Origin of the sequence: Streptomyces sp. BJ20, assembly GCF_022869105.1 — a bacterium.
Lineage (GTDB): Bacteria > Actinomycetota > Actinomycetes > Streptomycetales > Streptomycetaceae > Streptomyces > Streptomyces griseoincarnatus.
Map to the genome: position 1 here is coordinate 6838466 of NZ_CP094918.1, position 25027 is coordinate 6863492.

17 protein-coding genes are annotated in these 25027 nt (G+C 73.3%); 9 read left to right on the plus strand and 8 right to left on the minus strand.

The window, feature by feature from the left end:
- The first annotated feature begins 68 nt into the window (after positions 1 to 68).
- Together MTR79_RS30710 and MTR79_RS30715 are read left to right on the plus strand one after the other, a co-directional pair.
- Positions 69 to 578 carry a glutathione peroxidase gene (locus tag MTR79_RS30710; protein ID WP_244792566.1) on the plus strand — a complete coding sequence of 170 codons (510 nt, stop codon included), beginning with the start codon at positions 69 to 71 and terminating at the stop codon, positions 576 to 578.
- 83 nt (positions 579 to 661) lie between these two features.
- On the plus strand, positions 662 to 1552 hold the full coding sequence (locus tag MTR79_RS30715; RefSeq protein WP_244792568.1) for a MerR family transcriptional regulator: 891 nt from the start codon (positions 662 to 664) through the stop codon (positions 1550 to 1552).
- Between the two features lie 197 nt (positions 1553 to 1749).
- On the opposite strand, the gene MTR79_RS30720 is transcribed toward MTR79_RS30715, so the two are convergent.
- The 3 genes from MTR79_RS30720 to MTR79_RS30730 form a co-directional block, all read right to left on the minus strand.
- Positions 1750 to 1938 carry a DUF397 domain-containing protein gene (locus MTR79_RS30720; protein WP_019524127.1) on the minus strand — a complete coding sequence of 63 codons (189 nt, stop codon included), beginning with the start codon at positions 1936 to 1938 and terminating at the stop codon, positions 1750 to 1752.
- A gap of 225 nt (positions 1939 to 2163) precedes the next feature.
- Positions 2164 to 3021: a helix-turn-helix transcriptional regulator gene (locus MTR79_RS30725; RefSeq protein WP_086703466.1), complete on the minus strand. Its 858-nt coding sequence runs from the start codon at positions 3019 to 3021 to the stop codon at positions 2164 to 2166.
- A 329-nt stretch (positions 3022 to 3350) separates the two neighbouring features.
- On the minus strand, positions 3351 to 4103 hold the full coding sequence (locus MTR79_RS30730; RefSeq protein WP_048457449.1) for a GPP34 family phosphoprotein: 753 nt from the start codon (positions 4101 to 4103) through the stop codon (positions 3351 to 3353).
- Between the two features lie 238 nt (positions 4104 to 4341).
- Between MTR79_RS30730 and MTR79_RS30735 the strand changes: the two genes are divergently transcribed.
- The 3 genes from MTR79_RS30735 (at position 4342) to MTR79_RS30745 (ending at position 11059) form a co-directional block, all read left to right on the plus strand.
- On the plus strand, positions 4342 to 7224 hold the full coding sequence (locus MTR79_RS30735) for a D-alanyl-D-alanine carboxypeptidase (RefSeq protein ID WP_244792570.1): 2883 nt from the start codon (positions 4342 to 4344) through the stop codon (positions 7222 to 7224).
- 133 nt (positions 7225 to 7357) lie between these two features.
- Positions 7358 to 9259, plus strand: a complete 1902-nt coding sequence (locus MTR79_RS30740) for an MFS transporter (RefSeq protein ID WP_189364951.1) — start codon at positions 7358 to 7360, stop codon at positions 9257 to 9259.
- 240 nt (positions 9260 to 9499) lie between these two features.
- On the plus strand, positions 9500 to 11059 hold the full coding sequence (locus MTR79_RS30745; RefSeq protein WP_189364950.1) for a sodium:solute symporter family protein: 1560 nt from the start codon (positions 9500 to 9502) through the stop codon (positions 11057 to 11059).
- Positions 11060 to 11174: 115 nt separating this feature from the next.
- Here MTR79_RS30745 and MTR79_RS30750 read toward each other — a convergent pair whose 3' ends face one another.
- Both MTR79_RS30750 and MTR79_RS30755 read right to left on the minus strand, forming a co-directional pair.
- Positions 11175 to 12293, minus strand: a complete 1119-nt coding sequence (locus MTR79_RS30750; RefSeq protein WP_189364949.1) for an ADP-ribosylglycohydrolase family protein — start codon at positions 12291 to 12293, stop codon at positions 11175 to 11177.
- A 134-nt stretch (positions 12294 to 12427) separates the two neighbouring features.
- Entirely contained in the window at positions 12428 to 14932 is a 2505-nt protein-coding gene (locus MTR79_RS30755) for a tetratricopeptide repeat protein (RefSeq protein WP_244792573.1), read from the minus strand.
- 230 nt (positions 14933 to 15162) lie between these two features.
- Here MTR79_RS30755 and MTR79_RS30760 point away from each other — a divergent pair, with 230 nt between their 5' ends.
- Positions 15163 to 15516 (plus strand): hypothetical protein, encoded by a 354-nt coding sequence (locus MTR79_RS30760; RefSeq protein WP_244792575.1) that lies wholly within the window; start codon positions 15163 to 15165, stop codon positions 15514 to 15516.
- 23 nt (positions 15517 to 15539) lie between these two features.
- Here the strand turns inward: MTR79_RS30760 and MTR79_RS30765 are convergent, their stop codons facing one another.
- From MTR79_RS30765 to MTR79_RS30775, 3 genes are all read right to left on the minus strand, one after another.
- Positions 15540 to 16109 carry a hypothetical protein gene (locus tag MTR79_RS30765; protein WP_244792576.1) on the minus strand — a complete coding sequence of 190 codons (570 nt, stop codon included), beginning with the start codon at positions 16107 to 16109 and terminating at the stop codon, positions 15540 to 15542.
- A 69-nt stretch (positions 16110 to 16178) separates the two neighbouring features.
- Positions 16179 to 18767 (minus strand): bifunctional FO biosynthesis protein CofGH, encoded by a 2589-nt coding sequence (locus tag MTR79_RS30770; RefSeq protein ID WP_244792579.1) that lies wholly within the window; start codon positions 18765 to 18767, stop codon positions 16179 to 16181.
- A gap of 24 nt (positions 18768 to 18791) precedes the next feature.
- Positions 18792 to 19652 carry an LLM class F420-dependent oxidoreductase gene (locus tag MTR79_RS30775; RefSeq protein ID WP_244792581.1) on the minus strand — a complete coding sequence of 287 codons (861 nt, stop codon included), beginning with the start codon at positions 19650 to 19652 and terminating at the stop codon, positions 18792 to 18794.
- A 222-nt stretch (positions 19653 to 19874) separates the two neighbouring features.
- On the opposite strand from MTR79_RS30775, the gene MTR79_RS30780 reads away from it, so the two are divergent.
- From MTR79_RS30780 to MTR79_RS30790, 3 genes are all read left to right on the plus strand, one after another.
- Entirely contained in the window at positions 19875 to 21386 is a 1512-nt protein-coding gene (locus MTR79_RS30780) for a CehA/McbA family metallohydrolase (RefSeq protein ID WP_244792583.1), read from the plus strand.
- Between the two features lie 13 nt (positions 21387 to 21399).
- A complete protein-coding gene (locus MTR79_RS30785) occupies positions 21400 to 21795 on the plus strand; it encodes a nitroreductase/quinone reductase family protein (RefSeq protein WP_048457457.1) in 396 nt (131 codons plus the stop codon).
- A gap of 125 nt (positions 21796 to 21920) precedes the next feature.
- Positions 21921 to 24878: a BTAD domain-containing putative transcriptional regulator gene (locus MTR79_RS30790; protein WP_189364942.1), complete on the plus strand. Its 2958-nt coding sequence runs from the start codon at positions 21921 to 21923 to the stop codon at positions 24876 to 24878.
- Positions 24879 to 25027: the final 149 nt, after the last annotated feature.

The window sequence follows — 25027 nt, forward strand, 5'->3', positions numbered from 1 at the left end:
GCACCGGGGGCGGGATCTCGTCAGGGCGGTCAGGAGGACGTCAGGGGGACCGGGCTAGGGTCGGCCCCATGACGACTACCGAGAACAACAGCGCCTCGCCGCTCACCGTCGAGATCGGCGCCCTCACCGGCGGTCCGGCCGACCTGTCCCAGTACGCGGGCCGTGCCGTGCTCGTCGTGAACGTGGCCTCCAAGTGCGGTCTCACCCCGCAGTACGAGGGCCTGGAGCGGCTGCACGAGCGGTACACGGAGCGCGGGTTCACCGTGCTCGGCGTGCCCTGCAACCAGTTCCTCGGGCAGGAGCCGGGCTCCGCGGAGGAGATCGCGGAGTTCTGCTCGGCGACGTACGGGGTGACGTTCCCGATGACCGAGAAGGTCGAGGTGAACGGGGACGGACGGCACCCGCTGTACCAGCGGCTGGTGGGCTTCGCCGACGCCGAGGGGCACAGCGGTGACGTCCGCTGGAACTTCGAGAAGTTCCTCGTCGGCCGGGACGGCGCCGTCGTGGCCCGTTTCTCCCCGCAGACGGAGCCGGAGTCGGCGCAGGTCGTGGCGGCCGTGGAGAAGGCTCTCGGCTGACCGGCCTGCTCGTCGGCCTCACCGTTGACCTTGCCCTTGGGACAAGGGCGAGGGTCTGCGTCACCGGGCGGAGGGACCGCCCGGTGACGGAGAATGTCGACGTGGACGAGGAACTGCTCTCCATCGGGGCGTTCGCGGCCCGCAGCCGCCTGTCGGCGAAGGCCCTGCGCCTGTACGACCGGCTGGGGCTGCTGGCGCCGGCGCGGGTCGACGCGGACACCGGCTACCGGTACTACGGGCCGGGCCAGGTCGAACAGGCCCGGCTGGTGGCGCTGTTGCGGCAGCTGGACATGCCGCTGGCGCGGATCGCCGAAGTGGTGGACGCCGGCGACGCGGCGGCGCGGGCGCGCCGGCTGGACGCGTACTGGGCCGAGGTCGAGGCGCGTCACGCCTCGCAGCGGACGCTCGCCGACTATCTCCGTGGACGGTTGTCGGGGAGGAGCCTCGAGATGTACGGGAAGTTCACGGTGGAGACGGTGGACGTGCCGGAGCAGGTGCTGATCACCGAGTCGCGGCACATCCTTGCGGACGAGCTGCCGGCGTGGATCGGCGCGTCGCTGGGACGGCTGGAGGAGGGCGCCCGCGCCTGCGGCGGGGTGACCGGGTCGCCGTTCGTCGTCTACCACTCGGAGGTGTCGGTGGAGAGCGACGGGCCCGCGGAGGCGTGCGTGCCGGTCGCCGACGAGGCGGCGGCCCGCGCCTGGGCCGCGGAGCGGGGCCGGGCCCGGGGCACGACGGTGCGGGTGGAACCGGCGATGCGGCTGGCCCGCACCCGGATCACCAAGGCGCAGGTCGCGCACCCGCAGATCCTGGCCGCGTTCGAGGCGGTGGAGGCGTGGATGCGGGAGCAGGGGCTGACGTACGCGGGTCCGTGCCGTGAGATCTACTTCGCGGACTGGGACGCGGCCGGCCCGGAGGACCCGGTGTGCGACGTCGCCTTCCCGGTCGCGGAGGCGAAGGCGACCGCCGGCTGACGACGGACCCAGCGGCGGGCTGAGCGCCGGGCCCCGTCACGTGCGGCCGGTCGCGGGGTCCCGCGGCCGGTCTGCCGTCTCCCGGCGGGGCGGGCCGGAGGCGCCCTGGGGCGCGGGCCGGCCCTCTCGGCAAGGACGGCGGACTCGTCGAGAGGGCCTGTCGGTGGTGCTGCTGCCTGCGCCGGAGGGCGCCGGGGCTACTTGACCGAGGCCACGAAGGCGTTCCACGCGTCGGCCGGGAACGCCAGCTTCGGACCCTCGGGGATCTTGGTGTCCCCGAGCTCCAGCGCCTCCTCGGTGGTCGACCTGACCATCACGCACGCGCCGTTGTTGTTGGTGTAGGAGGACGTCGTCCACGTTTCCGTGGCGCCCAGACGAATTGCCATGTTCGCTCCGTAGCCAGATGCTGAGTTGCTGTCACCGGCCTGCGCATTCCGGCGTGGACCGCAGAACGGATTGCGCCAACCGTCGGTGCTGGTTGGCGTGATCGACGCTACTCGTCACCCTCGGCGTCCGGAGGTGTCGTTCACTCGACCGGATGGCATATTCCGAGCGGGACTTCCAGTCGTACGTGTCGTCGGTGTACCATCCGCCGCTTCGGCAACGGCAGTTCAGCGTGCGTACTCCTTGACGAGCCGCTCCACCAGCCGCCGCGACTGCTCCACGTTCAGCGACTGCGCCCTCAGGTGCTCGTACATCACCGTGTACTTCTGCACGTCGTGCGGCTTCTCCAGGTACAGGTCGCTGGTGACGCCCTCGATGTAGACCACGCTGGAGTCGGCCGCGTCGGCGAACTCCAGGATGGAGTACTGCCCGTTGATGCCCGCGTGCGCGCCGACCTCGAACGGCAGCACCTGCACGGTGATGTGCGGCAGCTGGCTCAGCTCCAGGACGTGTTCGAGCTGCTCGCGCATGACCTGGCGGCTGCCGACGACCCGGTGCAGCGCGGCCTCGTCGAGCACCACCCACAGGCGCAGCGGGTCCTGTTCGGCGGTGATCCGGCTCTGCCGGCGCAACCGCACCTCCACCCGCTTGTCGTTCTCCTGCTCGCTGGACTCCGGCGAGCCGCCCTGCACGATCGCCTCGGCGTACGCGCGGGTCTGCAGCAGGCCGGTGATGATCTGCGGCTCGTACACCCGCAGCGACTCCGCGTCGGTCTCCAGACCGATGTAGACGCTGTACGGGATGTCGCCGAACGCGTGCCACCAGCCCTGCTGGCGGGAGTCCTTGGCCATCTGCATCAGCGAGTCGACGATCCGCTGGTCCTCGACCTCGTAGACCCCGCACAGGTCGCGCACGTCGCGCTGGCTGATGCTGCGACGGCCGTTCTCCAGCCGGCTGATCTTCGACTGCGACACCAGCAGGCGCTCCGCGACCTCCTCGGCCGTCATGCCCTTCAGCTCACGGAGCCGGCGCAGCTCCTGGCCGAGCCGGCGCCGCCGGACGGTGGGATTGACATTGGACGCCACGGGACGTGCACCTCCGGCTGCGTGCCTCGTACTTGCGCTGTGTACCTGGACTTCGTACTGCCACTTTGTGTGTCTGCTCGATGACTCGACGACCTGTTGAGCAGACTGCCACCAACGTGCGTACTACCGCTGGGAAATGGTGGATATACGACCGGTACACGCCAGTTCACGGCCGTGCGGCCGCGCTTCGGCGTGCCCGCGGGCACGCCGAGCGGGGCGGAGAGAGCCCGTGTGTTCTCTCCGCCCCGCTCGGACAGCGGCTCCCGTGACCGGGTCTGCGGTGCCGTGGATCCGACGGTGTGCCCTGCCGAGCCCGGGGGACGTACGGCTCAGTGGGCGGCGGCGCGTGCCATGGATCCGCGGCGTGGTTGCGCCGGAACGCCGCGGGCGGGCTCCGGTGCGCCCCTGCCGCCGGGGGCCTGCCGGCCCGCCGGTGCGGAGTTGCGGCGCGGCTGTGCCGCGGCGCCGTTCTGGACGTCCATCACCGCGTGTGCGACGAGTCCGCCCATGGGGTCGTGCCGGATCAGGTCCCGCAACCGGGAACGCGAGGACCGGCCCTCGTTCCCCGGGTACAGGTGCTTGCCGAGGCCGACCGCGTGCGCCAGCGCGGCGAGCGCCGCGGTCCGCGGGTCCGGCGGCACGCCGGTGCGGATCGCGGAGTCCAGCCGGGCCCTGATCTCCCGGCTGATCTCGGTGTCCGTCGCCTGGTACCGGGTCGTCGGCAAGACCCCGCACATCTGGCCGGCCACGGCGTGCACCATGCCGCACCGCTCCAGATGCGAGAGGTAGGTCTGGCGGAGCCCGAGACGCGGCCCGCCGATCCAGTGGACCGCCCGCACCGGAGCGCCACGCCTTCGCAGCAACTCAAGTGCGCAGTCCAGTGTTGGGTCTCCAGTCGGCCGTGGCACCACCACGGCGATACGATCCCCGTCTGGGGCTATCCGTCCGGCCAGCGCCAGCTCCACTAGCTGCGCTCCGGCCAGACCGAGGTCGAGCGACTGCGGCTGTGCAGTGGTACCCGTGGCCGGGTCCAGTGCCAGCAGCAGAAGCTCCTCCGGAAGTGTTCTGCGGCTCCTGCCCATCCATGCCTCCCCGCGTGGATGAATGACAGGGTGACCCCTCTCACATTGGTCTGTCGAGGGTGCGTGACCGGTTCGTAGTGGAACCGGTAGGTATGTCGTTCTCGTCTACCGCGTGGGGTAGGCCCGCACACAGGACACTGGTACATGGTTCGGACAGCGCCTCGGAGCGTTGTCACGGGCGGGCGGTTCACGGTTCGGTTGGCGCACGCGGGGCGTGCGGCACATGGAGGAGGCATCGGTGGCGGGCGAGTCCCCCGACAGGTCGAAGCAGCGCGAGTCGTCGGCAGAACAGACGTCGGGGAGCGCCGGGCCGGTTCCCGAGAAGCAGGATCCCCGCCTTGCGGTCGCCCGTGGGGCGGGCGGTTCCGGGAGCGGCCGGAAGGCCGACACGTCCACGCGGGTGCTGTCGGTGCGGGAGGTCTCGGCTTCCACTGCCGAGGACGCCGGCGCCGATGCCGCCGAGAGGCGTGACGAGGGCGCGCAGGGCGGTGACGGGCGTCTGCGGGAGGCTGTCGCGGCGTGGGTGCGGTCGGCCGACCCGAAGTCCGAGGGCGCCTCGGGCGGCGCCTCGGACGCCTCCGGCGCCGACGGGGACGAACGGGACGTCGAGGCCGCCGCGAGCGACGAGAGCCCTCGCGAGGGCGGTTCCTCCCGTGAGGACGCGCGTTCGTCCGGCGACGCGGCCGGGGACGACGCCCCGTCCGTCGATGCCGCCACCGCCGCCACCGCCGAGGACGGCGAGCAGGGGGACGGCCCGGAGAGGGGCGGCCCGGAGAGGGACGCGTCGAAGGGCGAGGCCTCTGAGGGCGCGACCGGTAAGGGCGCGGTCTCCGAGGGGGCGACCGGTAAGGGCGCGGTCTCCGAGGACGAGGACACCGAGAGCCGGGCCGGCGAGAGCAAGGGTGCTGCGGACAAGGCCTCCGGGCCCAAGGCCCGCGCCGGCGTGACTGCTGCGCCGAAGAGCGACCGCGACGGCGGTGCCGGCGAGGCGGGCACGACCTGGGGCCGCGGGGGCGCCGACGGTGGCGAGGCTGACGCCGAGGAGACGGGCAAGGCCGATGACGCCAAGTCCGACACCCGGACCGACGGTGGCAAGGGCGACGCCGAGGCCGACGACGGCAAGCGCGAGGAGGGCGCCGCCCTGACCGACGGCGGCAAGCGCGACGAGAGCGGCGTCGACGGCAGGAGCGGCGGTGGCGAGGGCACCGGCAGGACCGCCGCCGGCACCGCGGCCGCGGCCAAGACCGACACCGATGCCGAGACCGAGGCGGAGGTGGAGGCCGGCAAGGGCAACGCCCGGGACGGCGATGGCAAGACCGACGGCGGCAAGGGCACCGGCAAGACCGCCACCGCCGCCACCGGTGACGCCAAGACCGCCGACGCCAAGAGCACCGGTGAGACCGCCGCCGGTGCGGCAACCGCGGCGAAGGACGGCGACGCCGGCACCGGTGACGCCACGACCGACGGTGGCGAGCGGGACCCCAAGACCCCCGACCCCAAGACCCCCGACGCCGAGCGCGACGGCGAGACCGACGGCGCCAAGGACACGGGTGAGACCGCCGGCACCGACGCCCCCGTCGATCAGCCCACCGCCGTGTTCCGGGCGCCCCGGCCTGCCGGGCCGGAGGTCGATCAGCCGACCACCATGCTCAAGCTGGGCGACGCGGCCGACCGCACGGGCGGCCGTACCGCCGAGGCCGAGCGGACCAGCAAGTTCGTCGCGCTGAAGCCCGACCCCGCCATAGGGCAGCCCCCGCGTCAGGGCGGCCCCGCCCCGGCCGAGTCGACGACGTTCCTGCCGCAGGTCGGTCCGGAGCGGACGACGCAGCAGCCGTTGCCGCCGAAGCCGCCGCTGGACCTGCTGGCCGAGCTGACCAACACACCGCCGCCCCCGCAGACCCCGCTGCGGACGGCCGTGCGGCGGATCAAGATCTGGACGCCGCTGGTGATCCTGCTGGTGATCGTCTTCGCGATCGTGCAGAACGTCCGGCCGCTGCCCGCCCCCACCCTGGCGCTGACCGCGGAAGACACCTACACCTTCGACGGTGACCAGGTGAAGCTGCCCTGGCCGGACGAGGGACAGGGGTGGATGAGCGGCGACGGCATCGGCACGATGGACCGCTTCGGTGAGCAGAAGCCGGTCGCCATCGGCTCGGTCGCCAAGACGATGACGGCGTACATCATCCTGCGCGACCACCCGCTGAAGCCCGGTGAGGAAGGCCCGAAGATCGAGGTCGACGCGAAGGCGGAGGAGGAGGGCGGCTACGACAAGGCCGGCGAGTCCACGCTCAACACCGTCGAGGCCGGCGACTTCCTCACCGAGAAGCAGGCGCTGTCGGCCGTCATGATCCCCTCCGCGAACAACATCGCGCGTCTGCTGGCGCGTTGGGACGCGGGCTCCGAGGAGGCGTTCGTCAAGAAGATGAACGACACCGCCAAGGAGCTCGGGATGACCAACACGACGTACACCGACCCCTCGGGGCTGAAGGAGACCACCGTCTCCACCGCCGAGGACCAGACGAAACTCGGCATCGCCGCCATGAGGAACCCGGCCATGGTGGCCATCACCAGCGCGGCCAGCTGGACGGACCCGAGCGGGCAGTACTGGAGCAACTACAACGAGCTGCCTTACACGATGGGCGCGATCGGCATCAAGACCGGCTCCACCACCAAGGCCGGCGGCAACCTGCTCTTCGCCGCCCGCAAGAAGGTGGGCGGCGAGGAGGTCACCGTCGTCGGCGCGATCCTCGGCCAGCACAAGGGCCCGTCGATCCTGGACACGGTCAACGAGGTCAGCAAGCCCGCGCTGCGCGCCGCCCAGGATGCCCTGACCTCGGCGAACATCCTGAAGAAGGGCACGGTCGTCGGGTACGTGGACGACGGTCTCGGCGGCCGTACGCCCGTCGCCGTCACCGAGGACGTCAAGGCCGTCGGCTGGGCGGGGCTCGAGGTGGAGCTGACGTTCGCCGGGGCGGAGCTGCCGCACACGGCGAAGGCCGGGACGAAGGTCGGCACGCTCACCGTGGGCGACGGCGAGAACGGGGCCGTCAAGGTGCCGGTCGCGCTGAAGGCGGACCTCGTGGAGCCCGGCTTCACGGACAAGCTGACCCGCGTCGCCTGACCCGGCAGCCGATCGACGAGGGCCGCACCCCGCGGGCCGCCGCCCACCCGGGCGGACGGTCCGCGGGGTGCGTGCTAGCGTCACGAAACGGGCAGTGAACGGGCGATGAACGGGAACACGGGGAGTGCCGAAGGTGGCGACAGCGGAGCCGACACGCGCCGACGACGCGCACCCGGGCCCGGGAGCCGGCCCGCGAATACCCGCATCGGAGCACGAGCCTGAGCGCGCTCCGAAAGGGACGCCGGACGGGGAGGCCCCTCCAGGTGCTCCTCCGGGTGGCGACCCCCCGGGCCGGAACGGCCGGACGAAGGCCGCCGTCCTCGCCGTGCGCGCCCGCATGCTGCGCCACCCGGTGCTGTCCGTCACCGCGCTGTCCGGGCTGCTGCACGTCGCCTGGTTCTTCACCTTCGCGAACAGCGGCGGCGACCTGGCCGCGCAGGACGCGTGGGCCGAGTTCGTGGGCCGGCACCCCGACTCCGCGTACAACCTCGCCTGGTACGGCGGGATGCACCCGGTGTCGTACAGCGTGGTGTCGCCGTACCTGATGTCGGTGCTCGGCGTGCGGACCACCATGATGATCGCCGGCACGGTGTCGGCGGGCCTGCTCACGCTGGTGCTGATGCGCAGCCGGTCGGTGCGCAACCCCCTGTGGGCGGCGCTGGCGGGCGTGTTCGCGCTGCTGTGCAACGCCGCCTCCGGCCGGGTGACCTACGGGCTGGGCACGATGTTCGGGCTCGGTGCCGTCGCGGTCGTCTTCTGCTGGCCGTACCGGTGGCGGTACAAGCGCTGGGCGAAGGCGCTGTGCGCGGCCCCGCTGGCGGCGCTCGCGACGATGGCCTCGCCGGTCGCCGGCCTGTTCGTGGGCCTGGTGGCGGTGGCGCTGTTCCTGCAGAAGCGCAGGCCGGGCGCCTGGGCGCTGGGGCTCGCGCCGAGCGCGGTGGTCGCGGTGTCGGCGTGGCTGTTCCCGTTCTCCGGTACGCAGCCGATGGGCTTCGGCTCGGTCGTGCTGCCATTCGTGTACTCGGTGCTGGTCTACGTGTTGGTGCCGAAGGACTGGAGGACGGTCCGGATCACGGCCGCGGTGTACGGGCTCGGGGTGGTGCTGGTCTGGCTGATCAGCTCCCAGATCGGGTCGAACATGACGCGACTCGCGATGCTGTTCGGCGGTGTGGTGCTGGTGGCGGCGCTGCCGTTCGCCGAGCCCCGGTCCCGCAGGTGGTACGCGCTGGTCGTCGCCGTGGTCGGCTTCAACTGCTGGATCGGCGTGAAGTCGGTCAACGACGTGGTGAACACGACGCCCGCCGCGTCCTGGGCGCGTGAGCTGGCGCCGCTGGTGAACGAGCTGCAGGAGGTCGGCGCCGGGCAGGGCCGGGTGGAGGTCGTCCCGGCCCGCTCGCACCGCGAGGCGTCCGCGCTGGCGCCGTACGTGAACCTGGCGCGCGGCTGGAACCGCCAGGCCGACATGGAGCGCAACCCGCTCTTCTACGACGACACCCTCAACGCGGCCAACTACCGCGAGTGGCTGAAGCGCTGGGGCGTGCACTACGTGGTGCTGCCGAAGGACGAGCCGGACGGTGACGGCGGCCAGCGCGAGCGGGAGCTGGTGCAGGGCGGGCTGCCGTACCTGAAGCAGGTCTGGGGCGACGCGAACTGGCAGCTGTTCGAGGTGCAGGAGCCGACCCCGCTGGCGGAGCCGAACACGGTCGTGGAGCGCGCCGAGCAGGGCGAGTGGACGCTGCGGGTGGAGAAGCCGGGCCGGATCCTGATCCGGGTGCCGTACTCGCCGTGGCTGGGCCTGGTCGACCCCGAGGGCAAGGCGCTGGACCCGCCGCAGGAGACGGAGGAGTCCGAGAGCCGCCCCGAGGGCGAGCCGAAGACGTTCGAGAACGTGCACGGCTGTCTGATGGAGACGGAGGAGGACGCCAACGGCGACCAGTGGACGGTGTTGCTGGCGCCCGAGGCGGGGACGTACCGGCTGGCGGCCCCGTACAAGTGGGGTGAGCGGGGCACGCCGTGCCCCGAGGAACTGCGCTGAGACAGGCCCCGGGGAGGGTTCCCCGGGGCTTTCCCATGTCACCGCCATGTTCATCCCTCTGAACAGCGGTCAGTAAGGCGAACATTTTTGCTCGGTCTTGACCTGACGTTTTCTTGTCGTGCTCCCGCCACAGCGCCCACGATGAGCGGGCACTTCGCGCCCTTCCGTGTTCCTGCTCCGCTCAGGCGAAGTGTCAACCAGCTGAGCGGTGTTCACAAGGCGGACCCTGGAAGGGGGGACATGAACGGTCTCGACTGGGCGGTGCTCATCGGCTACTTCGCCGTGATGGTCGCCATCGGTGTCTGGTCGCACAAGCGGGTGGACAACGTCAGCGACTTCTTCACCGCCGGCGGCAAGATGCCGTGGTGGCTCTCCGGGATCTCCCACCACATGTCGGGCTACAGCGCGGTGATGTTCACCGGCTACGCCGGCATCGCCTACACCTACGGCGTCACCTCGTTCGTCACCTGGTCCTTCCCCATCGCCCTCGGCATCGCCATCGGCTCCCGGCTGTTCGCCCCGCGCATCAACCGGCTGCGCTCCCGGCTCCACGTGGCCTCACCGCTGGAGTACCTCAAGAACCGCTACGACCTGCGCACCCAGCAGGCGCTCGCCTGGTCCGGGATACTGCTGAAGATCGTGGACGTGGGCGCGAAGTGGGCGGCCATCGCCACCCTGCTGTCGGTGTTCACCGGGGTCTCCCTGAACCAGGGCATCCTCGTCACCGGCGCGGTCACCGCCGTCTACTGCACCATCGGCGGCCTGTGGGCGGACGCGCTGACGGAACTCGGGCAGTTCGTCATCCAGCTGCTGGCCGGCATCGCGATGTTCGTCGCGGTGGTGCTGGAGCTCGGCGACCACGGCGGTTTCCTCGGCGCGTGGGACCAGCCGGAGCTGAAGGGGCACGGGGAGCCGCTGGTCGGGCCGTACGGCACGGTGTTCCTGCTGGCGTTCCTCTTCATCAAGCTGTTCGAGTACAACGGCGGGATGCTCAACCAGGCCCAGCGGTACATGGCCACCCGCGACGCCCGTGAGGCGGCGCGCTCCGCGCGGCTGTCCGCGGTGCTGTGGCTGGTCTGGCCGCTGGTGCTGTTCTTCCCGATGTGGATGTCGCCGCTGCTGGTCGAGTCGCAGAAGGCGGACGGGTCCGACTCCTACGCCCTGATGACCGAGCAGCTGCTGCCGCACGGGCTGCTGGGGCTGGTCATCGTCGGGTTCTTCTCGCACACGATGGCCATGTGCTCCTCGGACGCCAACGCGATCGCGGCCGTGTTCACGCGGGACGTGGCGCCGGTGCTGTCCGCCCGGGCGCGGGCGTGGGGCGAGCGGTCGGGTCTCGTCGCGGCGCGGGTCACGACCGTGGTGTTCCTCGGACTGTCCATGGCCGTGGCCACGCAGGTCGACTCGCCGACGTTCAAGGACATCATCACCGTGGTGATCAAGTGGGTGGCCGGGCTGATGGGACCGATCGCCATTCCCATGATGCTGGGGCTGCTGCGGCCCTTCCGGCGGTCCGGGCCTACGGCGGCGCTGGTCAGCTGGGGGATGGGGCTGGTGGCGTTCTGGCTGGTGAACTACCCGGTCCACTGGGCCGTGGAGGGTGGGGTGCCGCTGGAGTACCAGGTGTCGATTCCGTTGGCCGTGTCGCTGGTGCTGTACGTCGTTGTCGGGTTCGTCAAGCCCGAGGACACGGAGGAGAGGCTCGCGATCATCGAGCGGGTCAACTCCGACGGGGGCGGGGAAGCGGTGGCTGTTCCCGCGCCCGCGGGGGAGGTCGCCGGGGCTCCGGTGAAGGACTAGGGGTTCTTTCGCCCCTCCGCCCCTCCCCTCCCCGTCCCTCGGGGGCTTCGCCCCCGGACCCCCGTTGCGCAGTTCCCCGCGCCCCTGGGGGGTGCGGTCCCGCACCGCTGGAAAGTCAGGCGCCTCTCGGGTAGCGGGTCAGCCAGGCCGGGGAGGATGTGGCCGGGGTGTGGAGGGCGGGGCCCTGGGTCATCTCCATCGCGAAGTCGTCGGCCAGTTCCAGGACCGTGGGGCGGCCCTCCAGTTCGGCCAGCCAGGCCGGCGGGAGGGCCGTCTCGCCGTGCAGGGCGCCCAGCAGGCCGCCCGTCAGCGCCCCGGCCGCCGCGCTGGGGCCGCCGTGGTTCACGGCGAGGCACAGCCCCTGCCGTACGTCCTCCCCCACCAGCGCGCAGTACACGGCCGCGGACAGCAGGCCGGTGGCGGTGGCATCACCGACCAGTTCCGTGACCCGCTCCGCGCCGGGCATCCCCTGCCGCACCGCGCCCAGCGCACGCTGGAGGGCGTCCGTCACCGGCTGGTGGCCCGGCCGCGCGGCCAGCAGGGCGAGCGTGCGCTGCACCGCCGTGTCCAGGCTGTCGCCCCGGGCCAGCGCGTGCACCAGCACCGCGTACGCGCCCGCAGCGAGGTAGGCGACCGGATGGCCGTGGGTCTGCGCCGCGCACTCCACGGCGAGCTGCGCCACCAGCTGCGGGTCCCAGCCGACCAACAGCCCGAACGGCGCCGAGCGGGCCGCAGCCTCCGGGCCGGCCTCGCCGGGGTTCTTGGGCGCGTCCAGCGTGCCCATCGTCGCGTCCCCCAGGCCGAGGAGCAGCGTGCGGGCCGGGTCACGGCGGGCGTACAGCCACTCCTCCCGGGCCAGCCAGCCGTCCTCCTTCCGCCGCTCGTCCGGGCCCCAGTCGCGCTGCGTCGTGGCCCAGCGCAGATACGCCCGGTGCAGATCGGTCGGCGGGTGCCAGGCGCCGGTGTCGCGCCGCACCTGGGCACGGATCAGGCCGTCCACGGTGAAGAGGGTGAGCTGGGTGTGGTGCGTGACGGCGCCGCGCCGGCCGTAGGCGGGGGTGAGGTCGGTCAGGCCCTCCGCGCCGTGGGTCCGGCGGATCGTGTCGAGGTCCAGGGTGTCCACGGGCGCGCCCAGCGCGTCGCCGACGGCCGCCCCGAGCAGCGTTCCGCGCACCCGGCTGCGGAAATCCTGCTGCTCACGGCGCCCCCACACGGGCCCGGCAGTACCAGCCACCACGACCTCCCCGGGACCGTCCGTACGTGCGACGCCCAGCACTGTAATCGAACGGGGACGGTGGGCTGCGAGGCCGGATCGCCTTCCCGATCGCTATGGGGAGTGTGACCCGAGCGGCCGGGAGTCGCCTGTTTTCACCCGTCGCGGTCCCGTACGACCGCATCGCGCCGCTCGCGCGCCCAGGCGTACGACGGGTTCAGCTCCAGGGCGCGGTCCAGGTCGGCGAGCGCCTCGTCGAGATGGCCCAGGCGGTGGCGGGCCACGCCCCGGCTCGCGTACGCCGACGCGTACCCGGGGTCGAGGGCGAGGGCCCGGTCGTAGGCGGCCAGGGCCTCCCGGTCGCGGCCGGCGGCGCGGAGGGCGTCCCCGCGTTCGCAGTGCGCCCACGCGGAGCCGGGCTCGGCGGCGACGGCGCGGTCGAGGGCGGCGAGGCGGCCCTCCGGGTCGCCCAGCTCCCGGGCCACCCGGGCGCGGCGGACCAGCGCCCAGGTGTAGTCGGGCTTCAGGGCGAGGGCGTGGTCCAGGGCGGTACGGGCTCCCTCCGGGTGGCCGAGGGTGAGGCGGGTGGCGCCGAGGGAGGCCCAGGCGTAGGCGTCGGCGGGGTCGTCAGCGGTGGCCCGCTCCAGGTCGCCGGCCGCTTCGGCGTGGCGCCCGAGGGCGCGGAGGTACTCGCCGCGCAGGGCGAGGGTGCGCGGGTCGTCGGGGGTGAGGGCGAGGGCCCAGCTCAGCTCGGTGACGGCTGTGGTGTGGTCACCCCGCGCGGCGTGGGCAAGGGCGCGGTCGCGGTGGATGCGGGCGAGGAGAGGGGCGGGGAGGGTGATGTCCGCGGGCGTCATCAGGCGGGCCTGCTCCTGCGACATCCAGTCGGTGTCCGCCGGCTCCCCCGCGACGTCCCGGTCCTCGTCCCACGGCATGGGGCCTGCCCCCACGGGGGCACCGAGAAAGCCGGTACCGGCCGGCACGGCACCGCCCGGCGCGGTCGACGGGCCGTGGTCGCCGCGTCGGACGGGCGGCGCGGTGTGCCCCGCCCAATGGAGGAGGGAGTCGAGGACCGCGTGGGTGCCGCCCGAGGCGAGCGCCCGGGCCAGCCGGTCGCCCCACGCGATCACGCCCGGCACACCCGCGTCCCGCCCCGCGTCCTCCAGCACCCGGATCCAGCGTCCGGCGACCGCCTCCCCCTGGTCGCACGCCTCCACCAGGTCCTGCAACGTGTCGGAGACCGCCGCGCGGTCGTCGGCGCACAGGCGGTGGTACAGCTCCCCGAGCCGCAGCTCGCACCAGGTGTCGTCCAACCACAGCGTGCCGGTGTCCCGGCCGCTCTCCGTCTGCTCGCGCCAGCGGCCGAAAGCGTGCGCGAGCCTGCCGTGGCCGTCGGCCCAGCCGCGCGGGGAGCGGCCGCGCTGGAGCCGCAGCATGGGGGCGCGGACGATGTCGTGGTAGCGGAGGCGGCCGCCGAGCCGGTCGGCGAACGGCAGGGTCTCCACCCAGGCGTAGAGCTCCTCGGCGCGGTCGCGGTCGCAGTCGGCGGCGACCGCGAAGACGTCCGCGTCCAGCAGCCGGGGCAACGCGCCCGCGAGGGCGGCGAACCGGCGGCCGGGGTCCTGCTCCCACTTCAAGAAACGCTCGACGGCGGTGGCGCTGGGGTCGGTGACGTCCTCGGGTCCTGCGGGGCGGGTGCCGGCGATCGTGGACAGCAGCACGGGGAGGCCGCCGGTCAGGCGGAGCGCCTCGGCGACGACGGGTTCGGCGGTGACGCCCCGCTCGGCGAGCAGTCCGCGCGCCTCCGCCTCGGTGAACGGCTGGAGCGGCAGGGAGGTCATGAAGTCGGCGAACGTGCCCCAGCGGGCCGGGTCGGCGGGGTGCTGTCCCGCGGTGACGACGACGACCGTGTCGGGCAGGGCTCCGTAGCGGTCGGTGGTGAGCAGGTCGTGGAGCCAGGCGTCGAGGAAGGGGCCGGTGCGCTCGTAGGTGTCGAGGAGGAGGACGATCCAGGGGACGTCGGCGGCGACCGCTTCCAGTTCGTCCGCGAGGACGGGGGTGAGGACGCTCGCCGGGTCGAGGACCAGGCGGACGTCCTCGTGGCTGCGGAAGCGGGCGGCGAGGACCGAGCGCAGCCGGTCGGCTCCGTGGGCGAGCTGCGCGGGGTCGAGGACGGCCGCGAACGGGGCGACGCCTGGGACGAGTCCGAGTCCGGCGAGTCCGGCGCGGGCGAGCGCCATGCCGCCCGTGGAGGGGGTGCCGTCCGGGGCGGGGTCGAGGGCGGCGAGGGCGGCGGTCTCCGCCTCGTGGCGGCGCTCGCGGTGCGTCGCGAGCATCCGCTCCAGGTCCTTCAACCGGTGACCCCCTGAGGCGAACTGACGGCACACCGATTCCAGCACCTCGGGGACGGAGCCGGAGGTCTCGTTGACGTACGCCGTCAACGCGCCCTGTTCGCCCGCGAGATGCTCGAACTCCCTGACCAGGCGGGTCTTTCCGACGCCCGCGGTGCCGTGCACGTGGAACAGGAAGCGGTGCCGCCCGTCCTCGGGTGTGGTGTCGAAGTTGCCTCGGAACAGCTCCCGTTCGGCACTGCGCGCGACGAGCCCCGCCCGCGTCCGCCGCCGCACCCGCTCCTGAAGCGAAACCCGCCCGCGCGCCATGCGTACGTCCCTTCCCCCGTGTCACGACGGCCTCATTCTGTCGCAGCTCGGCTCGATCCGGCAGGGCGACGACAGCCGACTGATCACTCTGAGTGACCTTCCTCCTGACTTCGGAATACGTTCCGAAGTACGGTCGGTGGGTGTCCTCACCAACGGTCGCCCTCTCCGAACTCTCGAAGAACTCGAAGCGTGTCGCCGAGACCCTAGGACCACGGCGAGGGGACGGCGCCGTGAGCCCCGAGCGCGGCGACGACGTCGCACCCCCGCCGGTGGACGGCGAATGGCGTCTGCGCTTCGCGACGAACGAGGCCGCGAAGAAGCGGGGTGAACTGGGCGCGGAGACACCGGGCAACACGCGCCGCTGCTTCGAGGCCCTGCGCGGGGATCCGGCGTCCCGCTCGGACCCGGACCGTCAGCACCGCCTGCGAGGCCGGCTCGCCACGGGGAACCGCGGCGGCCGGGACTGTCCGCAGTGGGAGCACGCGGTCACAGCGGGCGGCCGGGTGCGTCACCTCGTGGACGAGGCGCGGCGCACGGTGTACTTCGTGTACGCGTCGCCGCGACATCCGAAGGACACCGAGTAGCCGGGACGGGCCGAACGGTTCGACTATTCCACCACGTGGACCGTCGTCCCCGCCGTGCCGAAGGTCCAGAGGGCCTTGCCGTCCTGTTTGGCGACGCGGATGCCGCCGGTCTGGGCGCCCGGGTCGGCGGGTGGGGGTGAGGAGCCGTCGACCGCGTTGGAGAAGGCCACGAAGACGCCGGACTTCTGGGCGAAGTACATGATGTGCTCCACCGGGACGCCGTCGCTGCCGGTGGTGGCCTCCGTGCGGGTGCCGATCGCGTAGGAGCCGGGGTCCGGGGCGACCGTGCCGGGCCACACCGGGAAGGAGTGGCGGGCGGCGTCGCTGGCGTCGACCAGCCAGACGCGCTTCTGGCCGAGGGAGTAGACGATGCGGCGGCCGGTGCCGGAGTCGGCCGGGACGGCCGGCGTCGTCGGCTTCTTCGACGGGGCGGCGGACGGCTTGGGGTCCGCCGTCGCCGTGGCCTTCGGCCCAGTGGTCGCGGCGACGGGCTTGGTGCCCTGGTCCGCCTGGACGCCCAGGACCGCCACCACGGCTATCGCCCCCGTGGTCAGCCCGGTCACCCAGGCCCACGAAGGAAGACGGGCAGACACCGGTACGCACTCCTCAGCTACCGAAAGCGGGTCGGATCATCCTACTGCCAGCCGGCAACGGTCCCGGAGTCAGTCGAGCACCGGGAGAAGCTCCGGCAGATGGCCGTCCGACGCCTCCGCGGCGCGCCGCCGCTCCTCGGGGACCTCGCCGTACAGGGTCGTGCGCGGCTTGGCCGGGCGGCCGGCCGCCTCCGCGACCTCGACGAGGTCCTTGACCGACTTGTAGGAGCCGTAGGAGGAGCCCGCCATGCGGGAGATGGTCTCCTCCATCAGGGTCCCGCCGAGGTCGTTCGCGCCGGAACGAAGCATCTCCGCCGCGCCCTCCGCGCCGAGTTTGACCCAGCTCGTCTGGATGTTGGGGATCCAGGGGTGGAGCAGCAGGCGGGCCATCGCCGTGACCGCGCGGTTGTCGCGGACCGTGGGGCCGGGGCGGGCGATGCCGGCCAGGTAGACGGGGGCGTTGGTGTGCACGAAGGGCAGCGTCACGAACTCGGTGAAGCCGCCGGTCCGCTGCTGGACGGAGGCCAGGGTGCGCAGGTGGCCGAGCCAGTGGCGGGGCTGGTCGACGTGGCCGTACATCATCGTGGACGAGGAGCGGATGCCCAGCTCGTGGGCCGTCTCGACGACCTCGATCCAGGTGGCCGCCGGAAGCTTGCCCTTGGTGAGGATCCAGCGGACCTCGTCGTCGAGGATCTCCGCCGCCGTGCCCGGGATGGTGTCCAGGCCCGCCTCCTTGGCGGCGGTGAGCCACTCGCGGACGGACAGGCCGGTGCGGGTCGCGCCGTTCACCACCTCCATCGGGGAGAAGGCGTGGACGTGCATGCCGGGGACGCGTTCCTTCACGGCCCGCGCGATGTCGAAGTAGGCGGTGCCGGGCAGGTCGGGGTGGATGCCGCCCTGCATGCACACCTCCACCGCGCCGACGTCCCACGCCTGGGCGGCACGGTCCGCGACCTGCTCCAGGGAGAGCGTGTACGCGTCGGCGTCCGTGCGGCGCTGGGCGAAGGCGCAGAAGCGGCAGCCGGTGTAGCAGACGTTGGTGAAGTTGATGTTGCGCGTGACGATGTACGTCACGTCGTCGCCGACCGCCGACTTGCGCACGTCGTCCGCGACCCGGCACAGCGCGTCCAGGGCGGGCCCGTCGGCGTGCAGCAGGGCCAGCGCCTGCGCGTCCGTCAGCTTCGTCGGGTCGTCGGCGGCCGTGCGCAGCGCCTCGCGCACGTCGGTGTCGATCCGCTCGGGGACCATGCCGGGCGCGGCGGCCTCGCGCAGCGCCTCCCAGTCGCCGTACACCTCGTCGAAGTCCCCGCGGCGGTCACCGGTGCGGCCCTCGGTGTCGACGGTGCGGTGCAGGTCGGTGCGGCCGGACGCGGTGAACGCCTCGTCCGGCTCCTGCCACGGAAGACCCCGGGGCAGGGCGTCCGGGCGGGCCAGCCCCGTCTCCGGGTCGGCGAGGGCGGCGACGTGCGGGCGCAGCCGCGGGTCCAGCCAGGGCTCCCCGCGCCGTACGAACTCCGGGTAGACGCAGAGGCGTTCGCGCAGCTCGAAGCCGGCCGCGCGGGACTGCTCGGCCAGCTCCTCGATCTGCGGCCAGGGCCGCTCGGGGTTGACGTGGTCGATGGTGAGCGGGGAGACCCCGCCCCAGTCGTCGACGCCGGCCGCGATCAGCCGCCCGTACTCGGCGTCCACCAGGTTGGGCGGGGCCTGGAGGCAGGCGCTGGGGCCGAGCACGAGGCGGGCGACGGCGACGGTGGCGACCAGTTCGTCCAGCTCCGCGTCGGGCATGCCGCGCATCGCGGTGTCCGGCTTGGCGCGGAAGTTCTGGATGATCAGTTCCTGGATGCCGTGGTGGGCGCGGGCCACCTTCCGCAGCGCGAACAACGACTCCGCGCGCTCCTCGTAGGTCTCGCCGATGCCGATGAGAAGACCCGAGGTGAAGGGGACGGAGGAGCGGCCGGCGTCCTCCAGGACCCGCAGCCGCACCGCCGGCTCCTTGTCGGGGGAGCCGTGGTGGGGGCCGCCGGGCTCGGACCACAGGCGGGTCGCGGTGGTCTCCAGCATCATGCCCATCGACGGCGCGACCGGCTTGAGGCGCTGGAAGTCGGTCCAGGACAGGACGCCCGGGTTGAGGTGCGGGAGGAGGCCGGTCTCCTCCAGGATGCGGATGGAGATGGCGCGGACGTAGGCGATCGTGTCGTCGTAGCCGTGCGCGTCGAGCCATTCACGGGCCTCGGGCCAGCGGTCCTCGGGCTTGTCGCCGAGGGTGATGAGCGCTTCCTTGCAGCCGAGCGCGGCTCCCTTGCGGGCGATGTCCAGCACCTCGTCCGGCGACATGAACATTCCGTGCCCGGCCCGGCGCAGCTTGCCGGGCACGGTGACGAACGTGCAGTAGTGGCACTTGTCCCGGCACAGCCGCGTCAGCGGGACGAACACGCTCTTGGAGTACGTGATGACGCCGGGCCGCCCCGCCGCGTCCAGGCCCGCGTCGCGGACCCGGGCGGCCGAGGCGGAGAGGTCCGTCAGATGCTCACCGCGGGCCTGGAGCAGGACCGCGGCCTCGGAGACGTCCAGGGAGACGCCGTCGCGGGCGCGCCTGAGCGCGCGGCGCAGGCTGTTCTCGGTCGGGCCGCCGGTTCCGGACGTCGCGGAAGTCGTCATGCTGTGAGCATACGTTCGGTGTGATCAGGAGCCCTGCCCGTCCACGAACGGCTGGAGCGCGTCCAGCGCGCGGAGCACCTCCGTCTCCCCCTCCGGAGGAAGCTGCGCCACGACCTCCTCGACGCCCAGCTCCGCGAAGTGCGCCAGCTTGCCCTCGCTGGGTCGGACCGCGTACGGCACGACCTGGAGTGCGGCCGGGTCGCGGCCGGCGTCGGCCCAGGCGGCACGCAGCGCGGGCAGCGCCTCGGTCAGCCCCCGCCCGCCGATCGGCAGCCAGCCGTCGGCGTAGGCGCAGATGTCGGCGAACAGCTTCGGTCCCGCCGCACCGCCGACGAGGGTGCGCGGGCCGGTCACCGGGCCGCGCGGCTTCTGCACCGGCTTGGGGTACGCGGTGCTCGCCCGGACGCTCGCGAACTCGCCCTCGTAGGCGGTGGGTTCGTCGGCCCACAGGGCGCGCATCAGGCCCATCCGGTCGCGGACCAGAGCACGTCGGGTGCGCCACTCCACCCCGTGGTCGGCGGCCTCCTCCACGTTCCACCCGAAGCCGAGGCCCAGGGTGAACCGGCCGCGGGAGAGGTGGTCCAGGGTCGCGATCTGCTTGGCCAGGTCGATCGGGTCGTGCTGCGCGGCGAGCGTGATGCCGGTGCCGAGCCCGAGCCGCTCGGTGACGGCCGCGGCCTGGCCGAGCGCGACGAAGGGGTCGAGGGTGCGGCCGTACTCGCGGGGCAGCTCGCCGCCCGCCGGGTAGGGGGTGGTGCGCTCGACGGGGATGTGCGTGTGCTCCGGCAGGTACAGCCCGGCGAAGCCGCGCTGTTCCAGCTCCCGGGCCAGCCGGACCGGGGTGATCGTCTCGTCGGTGAGGAAGATCGTGACGGCGATGCGCATGGGCGGCCTTTCGTACGCGGACGACGCCCCATGCATACCCGCCCGCTCCCCTCCTGTCCATACCGACCGGTCGGCATCACACCGGTCCCGGCCACATGAACCCGTCCCGAAATCCGCCGATCCCCCTCCCTTCCACGGCAGTTCACCGCTCGATACAAGGGTTGCACCGCACCACCCCTGCGTCACCCAGCCCTGTCCTCACCGACACCCGGGAGCAGCAGCATGTGCGAGGAGCATCAGGCCGGCGTCGGACGGCGCGCCGTCTTCCTGACGGGCGCCGCCGCCGCGGTTACGTTGGGGAGCGTGAGCTTCGCCTCCGCGGCCGAGGGCGGCCGCACCCGGACCAGGACCGTGCGGGGCACCCTGGAGCCCGGCGCCCCCGACTTCGTCTACGTCCCCGTCGAAGTGCCGCACGGTGTACGGGAGATCAAGGTCGCGTACACCTACGACAGACCCCAGGTCCCGGTCGGCACCGCGGGCAACGCGCTGGACATCGGCGTCTTCGACGAGCGCGGCACCGGCCTCGGCGGCGAGGGGTTCCGCGGCTGGTCCGGCGGGGCGCGCACCGAGTTCTTCGTGCGCGCCGACGAGGCCACCCCCGGCTACGTCCCGGGCCCGGTCCGCGCGGGCACCTGGCACATCGCGCTCGGCCCGTACACGGTCGCCCCGCAGGGCCTGTCGTACGAGATCACCGTGACGTTGACGTTCGGCGAGCCGGGCCGGACACCCCGGCCGGTCCATCCGCCGGAGCGGGCGAAGGGGCGGGGGCGGGCCTGGTACCGGGGCGACTGCCATCTGCACTCCTGGCACTCCGACGGCCGCCGCACTCCCGGGGAGATCGCCGCGCTCGCCCGCGCGGCCGGGCTGGACTTCGTCAACTCCAGCGACCACAACACCCATTCCGCGCACGCCCACTGGGCCGAGGCGGCCGGTGACGACCTGCTGGTGCTGCTCGGCGAGGAGGTCACCACCCGCAACGGGCACGTGGTGGCGCTCGGCACCGACCCCGGCACGTTCGTCGACTGGCGCTACCGGGCCCGCGACAACCGCTTCGGCCGGTTCGCCCGGCAGATCCGCCGCGCGGGCGGCCTGGTCGTGCCCGCGCATCCGCACGCCACCTGCATCGGCTGCACCTGGAAGTTCGGCTTCGGCGAGGCGGACGCGGTCGAGGTGTGGAACGGCCCCTGGACGCCCGACGACGAGGTGGCGCTGGCCGACTGGGACGGCATGCTCGTCGCGTCCGTGCGGGACGGCCGCGCCTGGATCCCGGCCATGGGCAGCAGCGACGCGCACCGCGACCCGGACGTGGTCGGCCTGCCGCAGACCGTCGTCCTCGCCGACGACCTCAGCCGCCGCGCGATCCAGGACGGCATCCGCGCCGGCCGCTGCTACGTCGCCGAGTCCGCGGCCGTCTCCCTCGCCCTGACCGCGTTCGGCCCGCGCGGCGAACACGCGGGGATCGGCGAACGGCTGCGGGTGGCGGACGACTCCCCCGTCGTGGTCCGCGCCGAGGTCACCGGCGCCCCCGGCTGCACCGTCCGGCTCGTCACCGACCAGGGCGTGCTGCACACCTCCGCGCCGCTTCCGGAGAGCGGGGAAGGGGCCGTGGAGTGGCGGACCACCCCGGCGTACGCCGCGTACGTGCGCGCGGAGGTGCGGCACGAGGCCACCGTCCCGCCCCTGCCCGGAAGCTTGGCCGCTTTCACCAACCCCGTCTTCCTGGGCCGCCGGTAGGCTCGGCGGCACGATGACTTCTCGCGCCGAACGCAAGTACCGCGTCGCCACGGCCTTCCAGCGCCGTGTCGGGAACCCCCTGCTGCGCCGGATGCCGTTCCAGACTTTGCTGGAGACCACCGGCCGCGTGTCGGGTCTGCCCCGCACCACACCGGTGGGCGGGCGGCGCGACGGCGACACCTTCTGGCTGGTGTCGGAGTTCGGCGAACGCTCGCAGTACGTGCGGAACATCAAGGCGGACCCCCGGGTGCGGGTGCGCGTCCGGGGCCGCTGGCACACCGGCACCGCCCACCTGATGCCCGACGACGACCCCGTGGCCCGGCTGCGCTCGCTCCCCCGCCTCAACAGCGCCGCCGTCCGGGCGATCGGGGCCGAACTGCTCACCGTACGGGTGGATCTGGACGGATGAGGTCGCACATGTGTGGAGTCCGTGGCGGCCCGTCGCTCCCCGTGTGATCGGTGTCTCGCGAGGCTGACTCATGCGTCAGGAGAAGGCAGACTGGCGTAGTTGCTCGGAATGCATAGGGGGACTGCATGGACGGTGTGCCGCGAGGACCCGCGCAGCGGGGTCCCGGCTCCTCCCCGGAGCCGGCGGCGCTGCGGTTCGGGGTGCTGGGTCCGGTGCGCGCCTGGCGTGACGACGTACCGGTCGCCACCGGCAGTCCGCAGCAACGCGCGCTGCTGGCAGCGCTGTTGCTGCGTGAGGGCCGCACCGCGACGGCCGCCGAGCTGATCGACGCCCTGTGGGGCGAGGAACCGCCCTCGCAGGCGCTGGCCGCGGTGCGCACGTACGCGTCCCGGCTGCGGAAGGTGCTGGACCCCGGCGTCCTGGTCAGCGAGTCCGGCGGCTACGCCGTGCGCGGGCTCGGCGAGGGCGCGCTGGACCTAGCGGCCGCGCAGGAGCTGGCGGCGGAGGCGGAGAAGGCCCGCGCCACCGGCGACCTGAGCCGCGCCCGCGACCTGCTCAACCAGGCGCTGGCGCTGTGGGACGGCGAGACGCTGGCCGGCGTGCCGGGACCGTACGCGGAGGCGCAGCGCGTCCGCCTGGAGGAGTGGCGGCTCCAACTCCTCGAGACACGGCTGGACATGGACCTGGAGCAGGGCTGCCACGCGGAGTCCGTCTCCGAGCTGACCGCGCTGACCGCGGCCCACCCGCTGCGGGAGCGGCTGCGCGAGCTGCTGATGCTGGCGCTGTACCGCAGCGGCCGCCAGGCGGAGGCGCTCGCGGTGTACGCCGACACCCGCCGGCTGCTCGCCGACGAGCTGGGCGTCGACCCGCGCCCGGACCTGAGCGAGCTGCAGCGGCGCATCCTGGAGGCCGACCCGGCCCTCGTCGAACCGCCCGCCCGACCGCCCACCGCGGAGCCCGCGCCCGTCCGCCCGGCGCAGCTTCCGGCGTCGGTACCGGACTTCACGGGCCGTGCGGCGTTCGTGCGGGAGCTGGGCGAGGTCCTCGCGTCGGCCACCGGCGATCAGGCGCGGGTGATGGCGGTGTCCGCCGTCGCCGGCATCGGCGGCGTCGGCAAGACCACCCTCGCCGTGCACGTGGCGCACACCGCCCGGGACGCGTTCCCCGACGGCCAGCTCTACGTGGACCTCCAGGGCGCCGGCGCGCGCGCCGCGGAACCTGAGACGGTCCTCGGCTCCTTCCTGCGGGCGCTGGGCACGGCCGACTCGGCCATCCCGGACTCGCTGGAGGAGCGGGCGGCGCTGTACCGCTCGGTGCTGGACGGCCGCCGGGTGCTGGTGCTGCTGGACAACGCGCGCGACGCGGCCCAGGTACGGCCGCTGCTGCCGGGCACGGCGGGCTGCGCGGCGCTGGTGACGTCCCGGGTGCGGATGGCGGGCCTGGCCGGGGCGCACCTGGTCGACCTGGACGTGATGTCCCCGGAGGAGGCGCTGGCGCTCTTCACGAGGATCGTCGGCGAGGAGCGGGTGCGCTCCGAGCGGGAGGCCGCCCTGGACGTGGTGGCCGCCTGCGGCTTCCTGCCGCTGGCCATCCGGGTCGCCGCGTCGCGGCTGGCCGCCCGCCGCACCTGGACGGTGTCGTTCCTCGCGGCGAAGCTCGCCGACGAGCGCCGCCGTCTGGACGAGCTCCAGGCGGGCGACCTGGCGGTCGCTGCCACCTTCGAGCTGGGCTACGGCGCGCTGGACGCGGCGCAGGCCCGCGCGTTCCGGCTGCTGGGACTGGCCGACGGGCCCGACATCTCACTGGCCGCCGCCTCCGCCCTGCTGGACCTGGAGGCGGAGGCGACGGAGGACCTGCTGGAGTCCCTCGTCGACACGTCCCTGCTGGAGTCGGCGGCCCCCGGCCGCTACCGCTTCCACGATCTCGTCCGGCTCTACGCGCGTGCGTGCGCCGAGCGGGACGAGCAGCCGCCCGCCGAGCGGGAGGCCGCCCGGTCGCGGCTGCTGGACCACTACCTCGCGACGGCGGTGCGGGTGTACGCCATCGAGCGGCCGGGCGACCGGACCGTGGCGCACCTGGAGAAGGGCCGTTCCGAGGGCGAGGAGTTCGGCGGCGCGGCGAAGGCGCTGGACTGGCTGCACAGCGAGGCCGGGCCGCTGCTGGCGTGCGTGCAGCAGTCGCTGGACGCGGCCATGGTGCGCCGGGCCGTGGACCTGCTGGTCGCGGCCATCGACCTCGCCGAGTCCGGGGCGGACTCGCGCCAGTACCGCAAGACCGCGCGGGCCGCGTGCGAGGCGGCGGCCGCCCTCGGGGACGCCCGCGCCGAGGTGCGGGCCCGTGTCACCGTCGCCCAGGTGCTCAGCCAGGCGGGCCGGTTCGAGGCCGCCGAGGAGGAGACACGGCGGGCGGACGCGCTGCTGCGGGAGGCGGACGACCCGTGGGCGAACGGCACCGCCCCGAACCAGCTCGGCATCATCGCCCTGTGCACCGCCCGTTACGCGGACGCCGAGGGCTACTTCCTGCGCGCGATCGACGCCTTCCGCGCCGACGGCAACCGGCCCGGGGAGGCCAGCGCGGTCTGCAACCTCTCCCGCACCCTCGCCTCCATGGGCCGCAGCGGCGAAGCCGTGGAGCTCGCCCGGCGGGGCGTGGAGATCTACGACGAGCTGGGGATGTCGATGCGGCTGGCGAACGCCCGGTACGCGTCCGGGATCGTGCTCAGCCAGGCGGGGCGTTCCTCGGAGGCGCTGGCCCAGCTCGACGAGGCGCTGTGCATCTTCGCGGAGAACCGTCAGTCGCTGTGGGAGGGCACGACCCACTACCGCATCGCCGAGGTGCACCTGCGGGCCGGACGCCCGGCACGGGCCGCCCGGCACGCCGAACAGGCCCTGGCGATGGGCTGCATCGGCGGCGACTGGATGCGGGCCAACGCCCTCACCCTGCTCGGCCGGGCGCTGGACACCCTCGGCCAGGGCGACCGGGCGCGCGCCTGCTGGCGCGAGGCGCTGACCCTGTACGACGAGACGGGCTCCGCCGAGGCCGTCCAGGTACGCCGGCTGCTCGCCCCGCTGTCGGTGGCCTGAGGGCGGCCCCGCCGGAGGCGTTCATCGAACGTTTATGGCGGGCTGCCACTCTCATGGAACGGATGCGTCGCGTCGGGGGGCAGGCGGATCCGAGGGGCTCATCTCTACTCTGAGACCCGCTGGAACACCCGTTCGGCGGCACTTCGGGG